Below are 14,979 nucleotides of genomic sequence, written 5' to 3'. Positions count from 1 at the left end.
GTCATGCGCGCCGGCCGCCATATCGGCTACCTGCCGCAGGATGTGGAGCTGTTTGCCGGCACGGTCGCCGAAAACATCTCCCGCTTCGATATGGACGCCGACCCGGCAGCAATCATCGCCGCGGCCAAGGCGGCCGGCGCGCATGACCTCATCGTCGGCTTTCGCCAGGGTTATGAAACCGAGATCGGTGACCATGGCGAGGCGCTTTCGGCCGGCCAGCGCCAGCGCATCGCTTTGGCTCGCGCGCTCTATCGCGATCCGTTCCTGGTCGTGCTCGACGAGCCGAATTCCAACCTCGACATGGACGGCGAGCAGGCCTTGATCCGCGCGATGCTCGGCGTTCGCGAGCGCGGCGGCGTTGTCGTCATCGTCGCCCATCGCCCGAACGTGCTGACCGCCGTCGATTTCATCATGGCGATGAAGCAGGGGCGCGTGCACGAATTCGGACCGAAGGAGGAGGTCTTCGCCAAGATGTTCCCGATGCTGCGCTCGGTCCCGTCAAGCAACCCGCCGCAGCGGGCATCCGCGGAAACGACCGCGGTCGCCACCCGGACCGGGGGAGGGAACTGACATGGCCGCGCCCGGCAACGCCCACGCTTCGATCCGTTTCTACACTCGCCTTGGGCTCGGCGCTGTGCTCCTGCTTGGAGGTGGTGTGGGCGGCTGGGCCTCGGTCACCGAGATCGCCGGCGCGGTGATCGCGCCAGGCACGCTGGTCGTCGGTTCGCACGTCAAGAACGTGCAGCATGCGACCGGGGGCGTCGTGGCCGAGATCGACGCTCGCGACGGTGACCGCGTGAAGGCTGGTGACCTTTTGCTGCGTCTCGACCGTACCGTGCCGGCCGCCAATCTTGCGGTGGTGAGCAAGGCGCTCGACCAGCTCATGGCGCGCAAGGCCCGTCTCGATGCCGAGCGCCGGGGCACGGACGGCATCGACTTTCCCCGGGACCTCCTCGATCGCTCGGCCGATCCCGACGTCGCCGAGGCGATCTCCGGCGAGACGCAGCATTTCGACACGCGGCGCACCTCCCGCGCCGGCCAGAAGGGCCAGCTCGGCGAACGCATCGTCCAGCTCGAGAAGGAGATCGCCGGCGACACCGCGCAGATGGAAGCCAAAAGCAAGGAAATCCAGCTGGTGCAAAAGGAGCTCGCTTCCGTGCGCACGCTTTGGGGCAAGAAGCTCATCTCCATCGATCGCCTGACCTCGACCGAGCGCGAGGCGACACGCCTCGATGGCGAACGCGGCCAGCTCATCGCCGCGCTGGCGCAGGCGCAAGGGCGCATCGCCGAGATCAAGCTGCAGATCATCCAGATCGACCTCGACCTCAGCACCGAAGTGAACCGGGACCTGCGCGACATCGACGGCAAGATGGGCGAGCTCATCGAGCGCAAGGTCGCCGCCGAGGACCAGTTGAAGCGTGTCGACATCCGCGCCCCGCAGGACGGCGTCGTGCAGCAGTCGCTCGCCTATACGATCGGCGGCGTGATCACGCCCGGACAGACGATCATGCAGGTCGTGCCGGACAATGACAGTCTGGCGGTGGAGGCCAAGATCGCCCCCAGCGATATCGACAAGCTATGGGTCGGCCAGCAGGCGTCGCTGCGCTTTTCGGCATTCAACACCCGCACGACGCCGCAAATCGACGGCGTGGTCGAAAGGACCTCGCCCGACATCGCCACCGATCAGCGCACTGGTGCCAGCTATTACACCGTGCGTATCAGGACGACCGCCGCGGAAGTCGCGCGCCTCGGCGAGGTCAAGCTGGTGCCCGGCATGCCGGTGGAATCCTTCATCAAGACCGAGGACCGTTCGGTGATCTCCTACCTGGTCAAGCCATTGCGGGACCAGATCACCCGAGCCTTCAGAGAGTGAGCCCGCCACGGCGGGAAAACAGCAGCCAAGAGAAAACAGCAGCCACGATCAGCAACCGAATCCGAAGCTAGGGGAAATGAAATGACGTCTAGCGATATCAGCGACAATCTGACCAACGATCCGCTCGCAACCCTTGATTCCACCGAGACCGGAAGCACCGATCCGGCTTCTTCCGACCCCGTTCCGCCGCTTGCGGTTACGATAGACCAGGCGGACGCGGACTACGCGCCCGGCGAGACCGTGGGGATCACCGCCACCGACGTCGGGGACGGCGGCTCGCTCACATTTTCGGTTGCCCATGTCAGCGCCGGCGCCGACGGCGTTCTCGGCACCGCGGACGATGTGCTCACCTATGATCTGACCGGGACTGGTACGCCCTGGGACGTCACCGATGGCGGCGCCGGCGATCTGGATGGTACAGTCAACGGCAAGATCCAGACATCGTGGTACGTCAACAGCGACGCGTTGAATCAGGCCTTCACGCTCACGACGACAGACCCGGCAACCGGCCGGGTCGCGGCAGTGAATTTCACCGACGCCGCGACCATGGTCGATCTGACTTTCAAAACCACCGCGACGATCAACGGCGCGATCTTTTCGTCCTCGGATGTCGCAACCGGCGCCGGAACGGGTCTGCTTGATCCCTTCGTCCGCATTCAGAACAACGGCACGGAGCAGGGGTATAATACCGACGCCAGTGTTAAAGTGCTCGACGATACCGCCAAGGGCAGTACTCAATATGTTCATGCACTGAACATTGCCGACATTCCGATTCAATATGTGAATGGTGTCGGCTATTATCGATTTGATCTCGACATCAACGAGTCGAACTCTGACAATGTCCAGAACCTTTCCCTGGATACGCTCCAGATCTGGCAGGCCACTGCCGGCAACTTGAGCAATTACGATCCCGGAGCAGCCCCGGATCAAGGCACCGGCGCCTTCCCGACCGCCACGAAGATCTATGATCTGGATCAAGGCGGCGACAAATTCATCGGGTTGAACGGCGATCTCCAGCCGGGCAGCGGCAACACCACCGACATGTCGTTCCTGGTTCCGGTCGCCAATTTCGATCCGAGCAAGCCCTTTATCTATCTCTATTCCGGGTTCGGCTATCAGGCCGGCACTTATCAAGGTTCGACCGAAACGACGCCGAGCACATGGACGGCCGAGTCCGGCTTCGAGGAATGGAACCGCCAGATCGGCCAGGTGATCGATGGCCACAAGTTCAACGACTTGAATGCCGACCACGTCTGGGAAGCCGGCGAGCCGGCTCTCGCCGGCTGGAAGATCTATCTGGATGTGAACGACAACAACACGTGGGATTCGGGCGAGCCGTTCACCTTCACCGACGCAAACGGCTATTACAAATTCACGGTCACGCCCGGCACCTACACGGTCCGCGAGGTGCAGCAGGCAGGATGGTCGCAGGATGCGCCGAACAACGCGCAGGGCGAGTACTCCGTTACAGTGGTGGCCGGCCAGGACAGCCACAACAACGACTTCGGCAATTTCCAGCTCGGCTCTATCTCGGGCCACAAATATGAAGATGGCGACGGCAGCTTAGTGACGACCGGTGACCGGGCCCCGGTCGAGAACTGGACGATCACGCTCTACAATGATGCAAACCACAACAACATCGCCGACGCCGGCGAGCAGGTGGCGCAGACGACCACCGATGCCAACGGCTTCTACCAGTTCACCGGGCTGGTGCCCGGCGACTATTTGATCAAGGAAGAGGATCAATCGGGCTGGACACATCTGACAGCTACGACGATCAACCAGAACAGCCTGACCTCGGGCCAGAACCTGACGAACCAGGACTTCGTCAATGTCGAGCTTGGCTCGATCTCGGGCCACAAGTTCGAGGATGCCGACGGCAGCCTGGCGACCAGCGATGACCAGACGCCGGTCGAGAACTGGACGATCACGCTCTACAAGGACGCCAACCATGACAACATCGCCGATGCGGGCGAGCAGGTGGCGCAGACCACCACCGACGCCAGCGGCTTCTACCAGTTCACCGGACTGCTGCCCGGCGACTATTTGATCAAGGAAGAGAGCCAGTCGGGCTGGACGAATGTCAGCCCGGTGCAGATCGACCAGGACAGCCTGACCTCGGGCCAGAACCTGACCGACCAGGACTTCGTCAACTTCAAGTTCTTCTCAGTCTCCGGCACGAAGTACGAGGACCTGACCGGCAACGGTAAGACGGCGGACGACATTCCATGGTCGCACGATCCTGTGACGATCTACATCGACGAGAACGATAATCACGTGTTCGATCCAGGCGTGGACCTTTCGACGACGACGGGGGCCGGCGGCGCCTGGTCGATCGGCGGACTGACGCTGGCCGATGTTGGCAAGAGCATCTACGAAGTAGTGCCGGCCGGTTCCCAGCAGACCGGGATCCTCGTTCAGACGGTCGACAATCCCGGCAGCGGCGGCGTTGACACTGGCAACGACTTCACCAACTTCCTGCCACCGGAGGGCCAGGGCTTGACGCCTGGCTTCTGGAAGAACCACATCGATATCTTGAACCAGGAGTTGGGTGAGTTCCATTCGGGTTGGAACTCCAACACCTCCTTCGAGACCATCTTCGAGTTCCAGAACCTGTCGAAGATTCCAGGAACGCCCTCGATCGCGGACGCGTTGGGAGCCAAGGGCGGTGGGGTGAACCACCTCGAACGCTCCTCGGCGGCGGCATATCTCTCCGCTGCCGTCACTGCCGTGCCCGACGGCCCCGGCGGTAAACCGGAACTCAATTTCAGTTTCTCCGCGGCGACCAGCTCGAACCCGGCCATCATCGCAATTCTCAATCAGATTGACACGAACGACGACCACACGCTGCAACCGGGCGAGGTGACCGCCGCGGTGCGGGACGTCCTTAACGACACCAACGCCCCGACCTCCAACTTCGGCCTGACCGGTCAACCGGGGATCAACGATATCGCCAACGCCTTCGACGCGATGAACAACCAGACGCATCCTGACGCCAGCGTCTTCCTCATTTGACGAGCTGTGCGTAAATCTCGTCCAAACAGTGATCGGGGGCTCCTTGCCCCCGATCGTTCGATGACGGCAGCTTTCCTAAAGCAATAGACGAGCGAAGCCTTCACGTCCGCGGCGCCGCGCTGCTTTCCTGGCCCGGCGATGCCCAGCCTTTGGAGCAGGCTACTAACCCTTCGCGCCCGGCGCATACTCCAGCGCCACCACGCCATTGCTGAATGGCACGGCCGAGATCAGCTCCAGCGCAACCGGCTCCTCGCTCGGGAACAACGGCTTGCCCTGGCCGACGGCGCCCGGATAGACGAGCAGCCTCAGGCGATCGACGAGGCCATGGCTGAGCAACTGCCGCGCAATGCTCAAGCTGCCATGCACATAGATGTTGCCGCCGTTTGTCTGCTTCAGGCTGGCGACCGCTTCGGGCAGGGGGCCTGCGAGCAATTGCGCCGGCTTCCAGTCGAGCTCCTTCAGGCTGGTCGAGGCGACAAATTTCGGCAGCGCATTGAACCGCTCGGCGAAGTCTCCGGTCTCGCTCGGCCATGAACCGGCAAAGATCTCGTAGGTCGTGCGGCCGAGAAGCATGGCGCCGCTGTCGGCGAGTTCGTCCTCCTTGAACGCATTCATCTCGTCGTTCCAGGTGACGTTCGGCAGCTTCTCGACCTCGGCAATGCCGTCGACGCTGATGAATTCGGTGACGACGAGTTTTCTCATGCGCGCTCTCCTGTCGGAAGTAGCCCCTCTAGCAGTCAAGATCGCGACGCCACGACTATTCGCCCCGCGCTTTTCCCTCTAGCTCGCCCCGGTTCCTCATCATAATCTCGCGCCCGCTTGAAACACCTTGAGTCCGTATGAGCAAGCTTCTTTTCACCCGCGTTCCGTTCAACCCGTTCTCGCTTGGTCTGGTCTGCAATTTCATTGCGCACCATCCGCCGTTCGACGGCTACGAATTTGGCCAGATGGTGAAGTCGTTGCGCTATCAGATCGAGCAGCAATCCCATCTTATCGGCGCCATTGACGATGCTATCGTCGCCTACGTCGGCTGGGTCGTGACCAGCCGCGAGATCGCCGAAACATGGGTCGCGAACAATGGCCCGCTTAATCCCGATCCTGGCGGCAGCGCAATTGCCGCAACCGTTATGGCGACGCGCTCGTCCTCGCACATCCTGCCGCTGATCAAGGAGGCGAAACTGCTCAACCTCGACAAGTCGGTCTACTGGAAGCGCGACTTCATCGATGCCCGTGGCGCCATGAAACGCGCCGTGCGCAAGCGGGATGCATGATGGACCAGGCCGCGCCCGGCGAGGGGCTCACCCAGGAGATTCTGATCCGCCTCGGCGACCGTTATGCGTCGATGTTCGTGCGCATTTGGCAGCCGGCCGGCCAGTCTTGTGGGACAGTCTATTGCCTCCACGGTTTTACCGGGAACGGCGCCGATTTCGATTATCTCGCGACCTTTCTTTGCCGCAACGGCTATCTGGTGATCTGCCCCGATCTGCTTGGGCGTGGGCGCAGCGCGTTTCTTGGTGCGGGTTACGACATCGATCTCTATTCCAGGTGCTTGCGCGCGCTCGGTCGGTTTGCCGGCAAGGAGAACCACTTCATCGGCACATCATGGGGCGGGCTGATCCTGACCCTGTTCCTCTATGCAAACCGCGGCCGTGTCGATCGGATAGTCCTCAATGATGTTCCCATGATCGGCGGCCCGAAGGTCGACGCCCTGAGAGACGCGGTCATTCGGGAAAGCACGCTGACCTTCGAGACGCGCGCCGCGGCGAGGGACTATCTGCGTGCCGCAAGCCCCGAGATGGGCTCCGTCGAGGAAGCGGTTCTAAGCCGTTACATCGAGAACCGCATCGCCAGCGGCACCGAAGGCGTTCGGCTGGCCTATGATCCGGCCGCGACCGAGAATTTCGCGACAATGACCGGACGTGCATACGACCTGTTTCCCATGGTGGCCAAGCTGGATGCGCGCATGTTGCTGATGTATGGGCGAAAGAGCGAATTCATCGACAGGAGCGCCTTGGAGCGGACGCGTCGCGTCCGGCCAGACATCTGTATCGTCGACAACATTGATGCGGGCAGCCCGCCCTCGCTGATGACGATTGATCAGGCTTTCTTGATCCTGGGTTTCCTGTCCGCCGTTTGAACTGGCGCTGCCTTTGGGGGATCGGCAATGCACTTCGAGGAAGCATACGGCAAGCTGCTATCGGCTGCTTTCGATCAAGCTGGGTCGGATGGCAAACCGATCAAGATCCTGATTTGCACGACGCCGCGAACTGCCGGCCATTCCTACTGTCGGGTGCTGAAGCATTTCGGGCTCGGTCTGCCCACCGAGTACTTCCAGTGGCAGTTTGCGCTGCCGCTCCTGCGCCGCTGGACCGGCCACGATGCCATCGACGTCCCGGCACTCGATCGCGCGGCAGCGTCATACGGACGGCAACTTCTGGCAAGACGCTCGGTCAATGGCGTGTTCGCGGCAAAGCTGTTCGCAGGCAATCTGAACTTCGCGCGCAACGCGATCGGCCAGGACGATACAAGGTCATTTTATGTGTTCCTGTCCCGACGCAACAAGGTTGAACAGACCGTCAGCCTGCTTGCGATGCTCTATACCGGGCAACCGTTCGATGGCGGGGATACGCTGCCGGGAATCCCGAAGTTGAAGACGATAAGCCAGAAGGCGGTCATCGATACGGTGCGCCATATCGCCGACTCTGAGGTCATGTGGCGGAACTACCTCTCGACCATTGATCCCATGAGGGTAGTCGATGTCGCCTATGAGGATTTTGTCGCCAGCCCGTACGAGAATGTGCGAGCGACGATGCGAAATTGGTTTCCGGCCCATGATCTGGACAAGGCCGCCATCGAGGCAAGCGCGCGCTATCAGCACGATGCGGACATGAAGAGGATCATCGCAAGGCAATTCGGAAGCCTGATCCGGGACCTGTGGCGCGACATGCCTGGCGCAACGGGCCGGCCCTTGTCAGCGCCTTGACACCACGACCGCCATGCCGCTCGCCGGACGCAATGCCAGCGCATAGTCGAAGCGGATAATGTCGTCGGTGCGGGCGAATGCGAACTGCCGCACCACCGCGCGAACCGCTTGCTCGACCTCGAGCCGGCCAAGGCGTGCGCCGCCGCACATGCGCGGCCCGGTCAGGAACGGGATGAAGGCGCGACGGTCGAAACTATTGTCGATGAATTCCTTGCGGCTGGCATCGAATGTCCGCGGATTCTCCCAGAACTCGGGATGCTGGTGCGCGCCAACGATGGAAAGCATGATGAGTTGTCCGGCCCTCAGCGCCACGCCGTCGATTACCGTGTCGGCGCTCACCTCGCGCGTCAGGAACGGAATGGGCGGAAAATACCGCATCGTTTCGTTGATGAAGCAGTCGGTGAACGGCGTGTCGGCCTTGGCGCCGGCGATCTCGTCGTGGATACGCTCCTGTACTTTCTGGTTGGCGCCGAGCCTGTCGATCACCCACAGCACCGTCGTCACGGTGGTTTCGACGCCCGCGAAAAGGTTCATCACGAACTCTTCGATGGGCGAGAAGCTGTCGATCCCGCCTGATTTCTCGGAGAAGCGGCCCATTTCCGTAGCCGATCGTGGGTCCGCCATCAGCTGCGCTCCAAACTCGGCTATGACCGCGCGGGCGTCGCTGATGACGCTAGTGCGCTCAGCATCGGTCGGCGTGACCCAGGAGTAATATTGCAGGCGGCGCAGCACCTCGCGGGTCCGGTCAAGCAATGCCGCCGTCGGCCGGGGCTCAGCAACAAGCCTGAACGCCTGATAGAAGATGGTCAGGGCGCCAGCGAATAGCGCCTCCTGGATGGCGGTCAGGGACGTTTCGCAGACGCTGAAGCACGAGGCGAAGATATCGGACACGCTTTGCACTTGGGCGGGCTTCGCCGCAGCGAGGTAACTGTCTTGCGTGATTGAGCGCCTTGTCGCCCACTCCTCGTCATTGGTGTTGAAGCGGCTGAAGCCGAGTGCGGAAATCAGCGAGAAGTTCTTGCGAAACAGGTTCGGGGCCTTGGCGATCCTGTCGACCGCGTCTGGGTGGTCGAAGACCGCGAGATTGCCGATTTCACGAGGCTCGGGGGTGATCTGGCCGCTCCGGGCAAAGAGCGCGTAGGCGAGATTGTTCAGAAAGCCTTCAATTTGCGCTGGATTGTCCACGAAGCCCCCGTTTGTCATCGTCTGGCGCTAACTATCTCTAGTCATTGTGTTTTTTATTGCTGTTGCAAAGATGTTACACTGACGCGGCAAAGTGTCGGGGCATCCTCTCGGCAATAGGCCGTTATCCGAGTCTCTGCAATATTGGCAGCCGCGAGAATCTGGGGTGGGGATAAGCATGCGGGCTCAAGTACAGGGCAAACTTTTAGCAACGGTGGCGGCATCGGCTGCCTCCGTGACAACCATCGGCGTGGCCACGGCTCATGCCGGAGAGGCGCAACCATCGGACCCGGCGGTCATCGATGCGCGCATCAAGATGTCGTTCGAAGGCGCCTATTTCTGGAACAATGTCCACAAGGACGACAAGCTCAGCAGCGACAAGCTGGGCAACAGTAACGGCGACATCTCCGGGTCAGTAGCGTTGACCAAGCAGATTTCCCCGGGGCTGGATTGGCGTCTTTCCGGCACCTTTCATGTCGGCAAGCACCGGTCGGTCCTTCTTGGCGAGGGGCCTGTCGCCGATCCAGACGGTACCATTAGCGCTCGTTACGGCGACGGCTACGCCTTTCAGGCGTTCGATTTCGACGTCGGCAAGCACGTCAAGGCACAGCAGGCTGACATCCGCTTCTTTGGCGGCCTGCGGATCGCACATGCGGACGAAAAGGTGTTCGACTTCTCCGAGACGTTCACGCCTGACAATCCTGCCGACAAGGGCATTTCCGCCGACAAGGTTGGCTCGTCCGAATACTGGGGCATCGGTCCAAGGGTTGGTGCCGAGGCTTATTACCCGGTCGGCGAAAACTGGGGCCTGACGGGCGCCGTTTCGGGCTCCGTGATGTGGGGCCGCCGCACCAACCGTGTTGGTGGCAGTGTCACGCAAACAAACCCTGACATGCATGCTTCCGCAACTTTGTTCAGTGAGAGCTCGAGCGAAACGGTCTCTAACCTCGATGCGTCGGCCGGCTTGAGCTGGACGCCGATGCCGAACACGACCTTGACCGCAGGCTACAAGATCGAGGCATGGCACAACCTTCTTGTGAATGCCGACCACGAGAACCAGGTATTCCAGGGGCCGTTCCTGCGCCTCGAAGTCAAGATGTGATCGCAGCGGCCGGTCAGGGTGGCTTCGGTTACGACTTTCGAGTCCAGGTTCGCATCGAACGGGAACGTTAGGTTGCACTACATCGCGGCGGGCTCCGGCCCGCCGATCGTTTTTCTGCACGGGTTTCCCGACCATGGTCTTGGCTGGCGCCGTCAGATCGAATCTCTATGCGGCAACTACAGGGTCCTGGTGCCGGATCTGCGCGGATTCGGGCTAAGCGACAGGCCGAGGGGACATGCAAACTACGCGTTGCTGCCGAACCTCGTTCAAGACGTGCTGTCCATCCTCATGGCGGAACGACTCTCCCAGGCTTCAATCGTCGGCCACGACTGGGGAGGAACCATCGCCTGGTGGCTGGCCATGCGCGTGCCGTCGGCGGTACGCCACCTCATAACTCTCTCCAGTCCCCATCCGCGCAACTATCTTCGGGCCATAGCCGATCCAGCCAATTCCGGATATTTCGGTTACGTGCGCCGCTTCCAGGAAGCCGGTGTGGCAGCCCTGCCCACGCCGGACGAGCTTGCCAGCTGGGTTGCCGACGTGGACGATAGACAGGCGCTCGTGGCGTCGCTTCGGCAATCCGATCCGGAGGCGGTGCTGAACTACTACAGGGCCAATATTCCGCTGGGCAGGGTGCCCGACATCGGCCCGCTGCCGTTGATCAGGGCGCCGACCCTTGCCCTGTTCGGCACCGACGATCCCTATGTTCCGGCCAGCGCCTTCGACGGCACGTTCCGCGAGGTCGACAACGTCTCTTCCGTGCTGGCGCTGCCCGGTGCCGGCCACTTCATCCACCACCAGGCCGCCGCCTTCGTCACGCGCGAGATCGAGGCCTGGGTGGCGCAGCCGCCGTCGAACTTCCGCCACCTCGCCTGAAGCCCCTTCGCGGCCGGAGGTCGTCGACATATGCCGTTCGCTGGGCGATGATCGCGTCGGCCTGACGCTTCGCACTGGTCGCCGATTCGGCGTTTCGGCCTGTCCCATTGTCGCTCAGACCGGTCCACGGCTCTTTAGACCTCGGATAGGTTTTGCCGGTATCTATCGGAAAAAAGGAGCCGGAAAGTCATGACCGATATCTGGCGCTCACTCCTCGCCAATCTTGCCCTGGTCTCCATCCTGGTGGTCGCCTGGGATCTTGTGGCGGATTTTACCGGGCGTCTCTCGCAGCGCAGGCAGTCGCTGGTTCTCGGCGTGGTGATGTGCACGGGCGCGGTCATTTCCATGGCGACGGCGCTCTCCGTCTCCGGCTTCATCGTCGATCTGCGCGCCGCCTTCATCGCCGCCGCCGCCTTCTTCGGCGGATGGCCGGCCATGGTCATCGCCACGGCCGGCTCCATTGCCTATCGCATCCATCTCGGCGGCCAGGGCGCGAGCATCGGGATCGTGGGCATCCTCATCACGGCTGTCGTCGGCATTGCCTGGCATCACATCGTCGCGGCCCGGTCGCGCACCATCTTCGACATATTCGGCCTCGGCGTGTCGGTCGCTCTCGCCGGACTGATCACGCTCCTGGTCATTCCCCCGCAAGTCGTCGCCGGCATGGTGCAGCAGAGCACGTTCCCGTCGCTTGTGTTTCGCTTCCTCAGCACCATCATCGTCAGCGTGCTGCTCGACCGCCAGCAGCGGCGGCGCGATCTTGTCATGTCCAACATGATCTACCGGGCCATGGTTCGCGAGCTGCCGGATTGCCTGAACATAAAGGACGTCGACGGCCGCTTCATCGCCGCCAATCCGGCGACCGCCGAAATGGTGAACGCCACCTCGGTCGAGAACCTGATCGGCAAGACGGATTTCGATTTCTACCCGAAGGATGTGGCGGAGCGCTTCCGGCAGGACGAGATGGGCGCGCTGGAGGCCGGCCAGACGCTGCGCATCGACCAGCCGGCGATTTTCCCGGACGGCAAGCAGGGCTGGCTCTACACGCTGAAGGCGCCGTTCCGCGACGAGGCCGGCAAGATCACCGGCGTCATCACCTACAATCGCGACATCACCGAGCAGAAACGCAATACCCAGCTCAAGAACGATTTCATCTCGACGGTCAGCCACGAATTGCGCACCCCGCTGACGTCGATCCGCGGTTCGCTCGGCCTGATCGCGGCCGGCGTGGCGGGCGAGCTGCCGCCAAAGGTCGCCAACCTCATCAACATCGCCCACAACAACAGCGAGCGGCTGGTTCTTCTCATCAACGACATCCTCGACATGGAGAAGATCGAATCGGGCGTGATCGCCTTCAAGATCAAGCAGATGCCCGTCCGCCCCCTGCTGGAGCAGGCCATTGCCGCCAGCTCCAACTACCGGGCCGACGGCGGGATCCGCATCGTCCTGGTCGACGATGCCCCGCGCGCCGAGGCCAACATCGACGAGGATCGCCTGCATCAGGTGATGGCCAATCTGCTGTCGAATGCGATCAAGTTCTCCAACGCCGACGGCACCGTGACGGTGAAACTCGAGCGCCGCGATCGCGACATGCTGCGCATCTCGGTGATCGATCAGGGCGCCGGCATTCCCGAGGCATTCCGCAGCCGCATCTTCGGCAAGTTCGAGCAGGCGGATGCCTCCAGCACCCGCAAGCAGGGCGGCACCGGCCTCGGCCTGAGCATCGTCAAGACCATCGTCGAAAAGCTCGGCGGCGCCGTTTCCTTCGAGACCGAGGAAGGCAAGGGAACCTCGTTCCATGTCGACCTCGCCGAGGCGCAGAGGCAGCCTGACAAGCCGGTTTCGACGGAGCGCCGGTCGCGGCCGCGCGATGGCCGCCTGCGTGTCCTCATCTGCGAGGACGAGACCGATGTCGCGGCGGTGATCGCAGCACTGCTCGATGCGGAGGGCTTTTCCAGCGACGTCGCCCCCGACATCGACACCGCCATGGCGCTGCTGCGCTCCCGTGATTATGTGGCGCTGACGCTCGACATCAGGCTGGCGGGTGGATCCGGCATCAAGCTCTTCCACGACATCAGGGCGTCACCGGTGAATTCCGACATCTCGGTCATCGTCATCTCCGCCGTCGCCGATGAGGCCAAGCGCTCACTCAACGGCACCGCCGTCGGCATCGTCGACTGGCTGGAGAAGCCGGTGGACTCGAAGCGGCTTCACGCCGCTCTCTCCAAGATCGTCGCCGGCAAGGTCGAGCGCAGGCCGAGGATCCTCCACGTCGAGGACGACGAGGGCGTGCTTGCCGTGATGTCGGCGGGGCTGGGTCCGGACGTCTTGATCGCCTCGGCGAAAACGCTGCAGGAGGCGCGGCGGGCGGTCGCCAAGCATCGCTTCGACCTGGTCATCCTGGACATCGCGCTTCCCGACGGGTCGGGGCTGGACCTGCTCATCGATCTGCCGCAGGAAACCCGAGTCATCGTGTTCTCGGCGGCGGAGATGGACGAGAAACTCGGCGACCGGGTGCAGGCGATGATGACCAAGACCAGGGCGTCGGAGATCGATGTCGCCAAGCTGGTCCGGCGCATGTTGGTTGCGTCTCGCAACGCGGCGAAATCCACCGCGCAAGCAGGGGAGTGACATTGATGTCGGCAAGGATCCTCTATGTGGACGACGAGGACGACATCCGCGAAATCGCGCAGATGTCGCTGGAGCTCGAGCCTCGGTTCGAGGTGCGGTCCTGCTCTTCGGGCGCCCAAGCGCTGGCGGTCGCCGCCGACTGGCAGCCCAACCTCATCCTGCTCGACGTGATGATGCCGGACATGGATGGGCCGGAGACGCTGAAGCGGCTGGCCGCCTCGCCGCTTACGGCATCGATTCCCGTGGCGTTCATCACGGCGCGCACCCAGACGCATCAGGTTGAACATTATCTGGCCATGGGGGCGGTCGGGGTCATCGCCAAACCCTTCGACCCGCTGGCGCTCGCCGCTGAGGTCGGGAAGCTGCTGGCGCTGCGCGCGCGCTGACGGGCTGTTCGGGCTTCCCGGCGGCCGCATCGGCGGGAAGCTGTGCGGCGCCGTTTACGGCTCATATACCATGCCGACTTATTCATCTACTGATTGTAGCGAAATGCGGCCGTCGCGAATCGGCTATAACTATGATCGCACGGGTGTTGCGGGCCTGCGGCCCGCGCGGAACTATGGGCGTGGACCACATTGGCGGATGGCGGTTCGTTGATTGATCACTCCGGGGGGCGATGGAACCGGAGCAGCACAGGTGGATGGAGCGAAGGCAAGAGTTCTGATCTGCGATGACGATCCCTTGTTGCTCGAGCTGATGGAATTCAGGCTGCGGGCGAAGGGATACGAGGTCATCAAGGCGGTGGACGGGGCCGAAGCGCTTTCGAAGGCGGAGCGCGACGGGCCCGACATCATCGTGCTCGACGCCATGATGCCCAAGGCGGACGGCATCGAGGTGCTTGCGCGCATCAAGGGCGACCCCAACCTGTCCGAAACCCCCGTCGTCATGCTGACCGCCCGCAAGGCCGAAAAGGACATCGTCTCGGCGCTCGAAAAGGGCGCCGACGACTATCTTGTGAAGCCGTTCATCCCCGAGGAGCTGCTGGCCCGGCTGGCGCGCCTGATCGCGCGGAAGAAACGCTGATGCGGCAAAGCCGGCGCGCAGCCCTTGCCGCATGCATGTTCCTGGCAATGGCCGCGCCTCCCGGTGTTTCATGGGCCCAGACGGTCGACGAGCTTTACGCGTCCGGCGTCAAGGCGAGGCAGGCCCAGCATTTCGACGAGGCGGCGGATCTGCTCAAGCGCGCGTTGGCGCTGAAGCCCGACAATGCCGATGCCCTGGTGCAGCTCGGCTTTGTCGAGCTCGGCCGCAACGATCTGCCGGCCGCGCGCGACGCCTTCTCCAGGGCGCTGTCGCTCGCCCCGACCTATATGGATG

General features: G+C 62.6%; 14 protein-coding genes. 12 read left to right on the top strand and 2 right to left on the bottom strand.

Annotated features, from left to right (window positions below):
* The 3 genes from EN780_RS12830 to EN780_RS12820 form a co-directional block, all read left to right on the top strand.
* Nucleotides 1-570 (top strand): ATP-binding cassette domain-containing protein (locus tag EN780_RS12830; protein ID WP_128274113.1); only part of this gene is annotated, 570 nt, incomplete at its 5' end.
* 1 nt (nucleotide 571) lies between these two features.
* Nucleotides 572-1,873, top strand: coding sequence for an HlyD family type I secretion periplasmic adaptor subunit (locus EN780_RS12825; RefSeq protein ID WP_128274112.1), 1,302 nt, complete (start codon nucleotides 572-574; stop codon nucleotides 1,871-1,873).
* A gap of 240 nt (nucleotides 1,874-2,113) precedes the next feature.
* A complete protein-coding gene (locus EN780_RS12820) occupies nucleotides 2,114-4,888 on the top strand; it encodes an SdrD B-like domain-containing protein (protein WP_128274110.1) in 2,775 nt (924 codons plus the stop codon).
* Between the two features lie 162 nt (nucleotides 4,889-5,050).
* Here the strand turns inward: EN780_RS12820 and EN780_RS12815 are convergent, their stop codons facing one another.
* Entirely contained in the window at nucleotides 5,051-5,590 is a 540-nt protein-coding gene (locus tag EN780_RS12815; protein ID WP_128274108.1) for a dihydrofolate reductase family protein, read from the bottom strand.
* 137 nt (nucleotides 5,591-5,727) lie between these two features.
* Between EN780_RS12815 and EN780_RS12810 the strand changes: the two genes are divergently transcribed.
* From EN780_RS12810 to EN780_RS12800, 3 genes are read left to right on the top strand one after another with little or no spacing between them, the layout of a single operon-like run.
* Nucleotides 5,728-6,159, top strand: coding sequence for a hypothetical protein (locus EN780_RS12810; protein ID WP_128274106.1), 432 nt, complete (start codon nucleotides 5,728-5,730; stop codon nucleotides 6,157-6,159).
* The gene (locus EN780_RS12805; RefSeq protein WP_189556533.1) at nucleotides 6,159-7,025 is read left to right on the top strand and encodes an alpha/beta hydrolase; all 867 of its coding nucleotides are present in this window, start codon (nucleotides 6,159-6,161) and stop codon (nucleotides 7,023-7,025) included. The genes EN780_RS12810 and EN780_RS12805 overlap by 1 nt, the downstream gene beginning before the upstream one ends.
* Nucleotides 7,026-7,052: 27 nt before the next feature.
* Nucleotides 7,053-7,871, top strand: coding sequence for a Stf0 family sulfotransferase (locus EN780_RS12800; protein ID WP_128274102.1), 819 nt, complete (start codon nucleotides 7,053-7,055; stop codon nucleotides 7,869-7,871).
* Here the strand turns inward: EN780_RS12800 and EN780_RS12795 are convergent.
* On the bottom strand, nucleotides 7,860-9,056 hold the full coding sequence (locus EN780_RS12795) for a cytochrome P450 (protein ID WP_189556531.1): 1,197 nt from the start codon (nucleotides 9,054-9,056) through the stop codon (nucleotides 7,860-7,862). The two genes, EN780_RS12800 and EN780_RS12795, sit on opposite strands and share 12 nt — an antisense overlap.
* A gap of 232 nt (nucleotides 9,057-9,288) precedes the next feature.
* Here EN780_RS12795 and EN780_RS12790 point away from each other — a divergent pair, with 232 nt between their 5' ends.
* The 6 genes from EN780_RS12790 to EN780_RS12765 form a co-directional block, all read left to right on the top strand.
* Nucleotides 9,289-10,155 (top strand): Lpg1974 family pore-forming outer membrane protein, encoded by an 867-nt coding sequence (locus tag EN780_RS12790; RefSeq protein ID WP_128274098.1) that lies wholly within the window; start codon nucleotides 9,289-9,291, stop codon nucleotides 10,153-10,155.
* 72 nt (nucleotides 10,156-10,227) lie between these two features.
* Entirely contained in the window at nucleotides 10,228-11,031 is an 804-nt protein-coding gene (locus EN780_RS12785) for an alpha/beta hydrolase (RefSeq protein WP_189556529.1), read from the top strand.
* Between the two features lie 189 nt (nucleotides 11,032-11,220).
* Nucleotides 11,221-13,662, top strand: a complete 2,442-nt coding sequence (locus tag EN780_RS12780) for an ATP-binding protein (RefSeq protein WP_128274094.1) — start codon at nucleotides 11,221-11,223, stop codon at nucleotides 13,660-13,662.
* A 5-nt stretch (nucleotides 13,663-13,667) separates the two neighbouring features.
* On the top strand, nucleotides 13,668-14,048 hold the full coding sequence (locus tag EN780_RS12775) for a response regulator (protein ID WP_127285145.1): 381 nt from the start codon (nucleotides 13,668-13,670) through the stop codon (nucleotides 14,046-14,048).
* Between the two features lie 250 nt (nucleotides 14,049-14,298).
* Nucleotides 14,299-14,685 carry a response regulator gene (locus EN780_RS12770; RefSeq protein ID WP_127285144.1) on the top strand — a complete coding sequence of 129 codons (387 nt, stop codon included), beginning with the start codon at nucleotides 14,299-14,301 and terminating at the stop codon, nucleotides 14,683-14,685.
* On the top strand, nucleotides 14,685-14,979 hold a 295-nt coding region (locus EN780_RS12765; RefSeq protein ID WP_128274092.1), incomplete at its 3' end, for a tetratricopeptide repeat protein. The genes EN780_RS12770 and EN780_RS12765, both read left to right, overlap by 1 nt.

Source organism: Mesorhizobium sp. M4B.F.Ca.ET.089.01.1.1, from assembly GCF_004022605.1.
Lineage (GTDB): Bacteria > Pseudomonadota > Alphaproteobacteria > Rhizobiales > Rhizobiaceae > Mesorhizobium > Mesorhizobium abyssinicae.
This window is presented reverse-complemented; position numbering and strand designations above follow the sequence as displayed.